Origin of the sequence: Citrobacter sp. wls613 (genome assembly GCF_005281195.1) — a bacterium.
GTDB classification, from domain to species: Bacteria; Pseudomonadota; Gammaproteobacteria; order Enterobacterales; family Enterobacteriaceae; genus Citrobacter; species Citrobacter gillenii.
Genome location: NZ_SZXN01000013.1, coordinates 1 through 4,751, shown reverse-complemented (window position 1 = coordinate 4,751; position 4,751 = coordinate 1). Strand labels below are relative to the sequence as shown.

The 4,751-nt window shown below is 47.1% G+C and carries 3 protein-coding genes; all 3 read right to left on the bottom strand.

Annotation, left to right across the window (positions count from 1 at the left end; translation table 11 throughout):
- Window positions 1-42: 42 nt before the first annotated feature.
- The 3 genes from dcuB to FDX01_RS02775 all read right to left on the bottom strand — a co-directional run bounded on the left by dcuB (window position 43) and on the right by FDX01_RS02775 (window position 4,481).
- Window positions 43-1,383, bottom strand: coding sequence for an anaerobic C4-dicarboxylate transporter DcuB (gene dcuB, locus FDX01_RS02785; protein WP_096758637.1), 1,341 nt, complete (start codon window positions 1,381-1,383; stop codon window positions 43-45).
- A gap of 750 nt (window positions 1,384-2,133) precedes the next feature.
- A complete protein-coding gene (dcuR, locus tag FDX01_RS02780; protein WP_096758636.1) occupies window positions 2,134-2,853 on the bottom strand; it encodes a two-component system response regulator DcuR in 720 nt (239 codons plus the stop codon).
- Window positions 2,850-4,481, bottom strand: a complete 1,632-nt coding sequence (locus FDX01_RS02775) for a sensor histidine kinase (protein WP_137399185.1) — start codon at window positions 4,479-4,481, stop codon at window positions 2,850-2,852. The genes dcuR and FDX01_RS02775 overlap by 4 nt, the downstream gene beginning before the upstream one ends.
- Window positions 4,482-4,751: the final 270 nt, after the last annotated feature.

Here is a 4,751-nt window from a genome sequence, read left to right as displayed (position 1 = left end):
GAGTAGCGTGCCGTACAAAAGTGGACGGCACGCGAAGTGTGATTACAGGAAACCGTACATTGCAGCGAACACCCAGCCAAATACACAGGATACGCTTACGCCGATCAAACCAGGCAGAATGAAGCTGTGGTTAATGACGAAGCGGCCAATGCGGGTGGTGCCGGAACGGTCAAACTGAATGGCCGCCAGATCGCTTGGGTAGGTCGGCAGAATGTAGTAACCGTAGCATGCCGGAGCAGAGGCAACGATGTACGCTGGATCAACGCCGATAGCCAGCGCGACCGGCACGATAGCCGCCAGCGCCGCAGCCTGGGAGTTTACAAACTTGGAGACCAACAGCAGGACAACCGCATAGGCCCACGGATATTCTTTCACCATCTCGCCCAGTACGCCCTGAATTTCAGACATATGTGCGCCGAACATGGTTTCCGCCATCCAGGCAATACCGTACACCGCTACAATCGCGATCATACCTGAACGAAAGACTTCATTTTTAGAGATAGATGCGGGGTTGGTTTTGGTCAGGATGATAATCAGTGCGCCAGTCAGCAGCATGAACATCTGGATAACCAGAACCATTGACAGCGGTTTGCCGCCAAAAGAAGGACGCAGTTCAGATACCGCACCCAGGACGGCAACGACAGCGATAGCGGCCAGGAAGATCCACATTGCCAGCCAGTTGCTCTTAGGCAGTTTCTTGTCTAACAGCGTAGCGGTGTCGCCATAGACATAGTGGTGGTTTTCAGGAACGGAAATGAACTTCTGAAAATCTTCGTCTTTGTCCAAATCTTTACCACGGAACCAGCTGAAGATACCGATCGCCAGAATACCCAGCAGGGTAGAAGGGATGGTGATAGCGAGCAGGTCGAGGAATTCGAGGTGCTTGCCTTCAAACGTTACGTTACCCAGCATTGCGACCAGTGACACGACGGCCACGGAAACCGGGCTGGCAATGATACCCATCTGCGCACCGATAGAACTCGCCGCCATCGGACGTTCCGGGCGAATATTGTTCTTAATCGCAACGTCATAGATGATAGGCAGAATGGTGTACACCACGTGACCTGTACCACACAGGATAGTCAGGGTGCAGGTGACAAACGGTGCCACGATGGAAACGTATTTTGGGTTACGACGCAGCAGCTTTTCAGCAATTTGCAGCATAACATCAAGACCGCCGGAGGCCTGCAAAGTTGCGGAAGCAGCGACCACGGCAATAATGACCAGCATAACGTCTACTGGCGGTTTACCCGGCTGGAGATGGAACACGAAAACCAGAATGACCAGACCGATACCGCCTAACAAACCCAGTGCGATACCGCCCTTTCTGGCACCATAAAACAAACATATTAATATTATAAGAAGCTGTATACTAAATAACATTTTATTTACCCTCGCAAAAAACCCAGTCAATTTTTGATAAATGGATCTGTGCCACGCTCTTTTATGCTGTAATAAGCATCAGAAAGCGGTCAATATTCGGTATGTCCGTATTTGTGATTAATGTTCAAATATCTGTCTAGAAAATTTTTAAACGTTATTGGAAATATTTAACTTTTTTCTGTGACTTTGTTCTGAGGAGAGAATCCTCAGGCGATGGGAAGCAGAGCATGTTATGAAGAGCATTGGCTGATGTTGTAGTGTAGGTACGTTGTCCCGGTTAACCGGAAACTTATCGTCAGCTTTACGTATTCTACTATTACGTGAACCACCGGCAGGATAGGTGAGTGTATTATTTATGTGATCACGCTCACGCCAATTCATGATGCTATGAGGTTGGCGAACGGATACTTTTATTTGCTCACAAAAATGTACGGTGTCCATAGTACGTAGCATGTTCTCCATTGCTACCGATATAGATTTTTATGTCTGGTTAAAATCAGACTAATCCTTTAGGGGTAAAAATACACATTCTGCGAGTTAGATAATACTTAATTAACTTTTGTTAGTGATTTTGAAATTAAAAACAGTGTGATGTTTGTCAATAATAAAATAGAGCGTTAACATGTTGGATACAATTATATTTGATCTAACGCAAATTCAGTATTTTGCTGTCTAAGACAGCAGTAGGGGGATTTTTCATTATTTTAATAACTGTTACTTTTATATAACGAATAATCCCCGTAATGCTGTTTATTGGCAGTATTGTTTTAGCAGCGAATAATGCTCAGCCTGAACGCGATAACGATACACCGGTCTGCCAGTCACGCCGTAATGAATGCTGGTAAATAAGATATGACAATTGACCAGCCAGATGAGGTACTTGCGACAGGACACACGCGAGATATTGACTTCGTTCGCCAACTCATCAGTAGAGAACTCTTGATCCTGGTGCTCATCAATCCACTGGCACAAGGTACGTAACGTTTGAGGCGTTAATCCTTTGGGTAAGCGACGTGTTTCCTGCTCGGTAGAGGAACTGCCGTGAATCAACTGATCAAGCTCCGACTGTTCATAGTACTGATGTTTTTCCATCTCCGTCTTTTTATGCAGCCAGCCGGTAAGCGCTTCTTCAAAACGGGAAGCCTGAAAAGGTTTTATCAGATAATCGACGACCCCGTAGTGGAGCGAGTCCTTAATGGTGGTAGCATCGGCGGCGGAAGAGATGACAATGACGTCACATTTGCAGCCTTCGCTATGCAGAACGGGCAGCAGATCCAGACCGTTCTCTTTTTGCATATAAATGTCTAACAAAATCAGGTCGATATGATGTTCGCCATGAAAAAGTATTTCTTTGGCTTTCTCCAGCGTAGACGCTGTCCCACAGCAATGAAAACCGGAGAGCTGCGCCACATATCGGCGATTTAACTCCGCTACCATTGCGTCGTCATCGACAATTAAGACATTGATCATCTGCTGGCCCTCTCACCATTCCACGGTAACTGTACAAAAAATTGGGTGAAGATCCCAGGTTCAGATTCGACGGCGATATTGCCGCCAACACTTTCAACCTGCTGTTTAACAAGCGCTAAACCAACGCCCCGTTCGCTTCCTTTTGACGAGACGCCTTTCTCAAATATGTGGTCAATGCGATCGGGAGCGATCCCCGGACCATCGTCATTAACTTCACAATGTAACCAGCCGTGTCGATAGTGTAAGGATACGCTGATCTCACCACCGGCTTCTTGACCTAACGCTTCCAGTGCGTTTTCAATCAAATTCCCCAGAACGGTAATCAGCACGGTCACTTGATCTTCATTGCTGTTTTCCGGTAATTGACTTTCATTACTAATGACAAGGGTATGGCCTAAATCGGATGTGCGATTAATCTTACTGAGTAAAAATCCCGCGATAACCGGGGACTTTATTTTTCCCAGCAATGAGCCGATTTCTTCCTGATAGTTGTTGGCTGTCTTAATTATATAAGTTTCCAACTGCTTATAACTTTTCAGATGCAATAATCCCAGAATCACGTGCAACTTATTCATGAATTCGTGGGATCGTTCACGAAGTGCATCGGCATAGTTGACCATACCATCAAGGCGTTGCATTAGTTTACGGACTTCCGTCTTATCCCTGAACGTTGAAATAGCACCGATGATTTTACCGTTGCTGATGACCGGCACAGTGTTGATCAGCAGTAGCCGGTCTTTCACGGTGATCTCTTCATCGCGCCGTGGTGTTCCATCACGTAAGACTTCAGAAAAATCGACCACCTGTGACCAGGCATGACTGAGCGTGGAGAGTTGTGCATCGTCTTGTGACTTGCGGTAATCCAGCAGTTCCTGGGCCGCCTGGTTTATCAGCGTGACTTCACCACTGTCGTCAACGGCAATTACGCCTTCCTTTATAGAGTGCAGCATCGCCTGGCGCTGTTCAAACAGGTTGGAGATTTCATAGGGTTCGAGGCCAAACAGAATACGTTTGAGCACCTTGACCAACACCCAGGTACCCAACAAGCCAACCAGAACACCAAATAAGATGGACCAGAAGATACTGTCGCGACTGTTATTAATCTGTTCAGTGACTCTGCTGAGCTCAAGGCCAATCGACACGACGCCAATTTGGCGGTGGTTTTCGTCATAGATGGGGGTAAACACACGCAGTGCTTTAGCCAGAAAGCCGCGATTAATTGCGACGTTTTCTTTCCCTTCCAGGGCCAACAAAATATCGTCGCCTTTAAACCGCTGGCCGATTCGCTGGGCCTCGGGATGTGAATAACGGATGCTTTGCATATTCGTGACGACGATGAACAGGAAGTCGTTGCTTTTATTCACCGCCTGGGCAATCGCTTGAATGCCACTTTCTTGAGGCGCTTTCTGCAGACCCTGACGGATCTCCGGGGAGTCAGCCAGCGTTCGGGCCACTGCAAGGGCTTTGTCCGCTAAGGCATCGCGCGTCATATTGCTAATTTGTGAGAAGTAAATCAGATGAACGACGAGCAGCACGGAGAAAAGTACAGCACTGACCATGAGGATCACGGTGGTGCCGAGCTTCATCGGGCGTTTGCGTATAGCAGTACGTTGCAGAGCGTTTCTCATCACGGTCCTGGAATGACTGATTGTGTGGTTATTATCACCTGATGGGATACGTAATTCAAAGATGGTAGGGGGATTATGGGGCTACTGCCGTTTGCTCTCCTTATATATAGAGTAGAAAACGGGTATGCGTTGGTTTCTTCTCTATAGGATAGGGAATTCCAGGTCGATTTCCATGGGATTCCGTAATATGAGGTTAGAGATTCTGACGGCTTTGTGGATAACTCTGTGTGTAAATGGGTATAAGGCGGGGTTTTGCTGTGGAATGCAGCA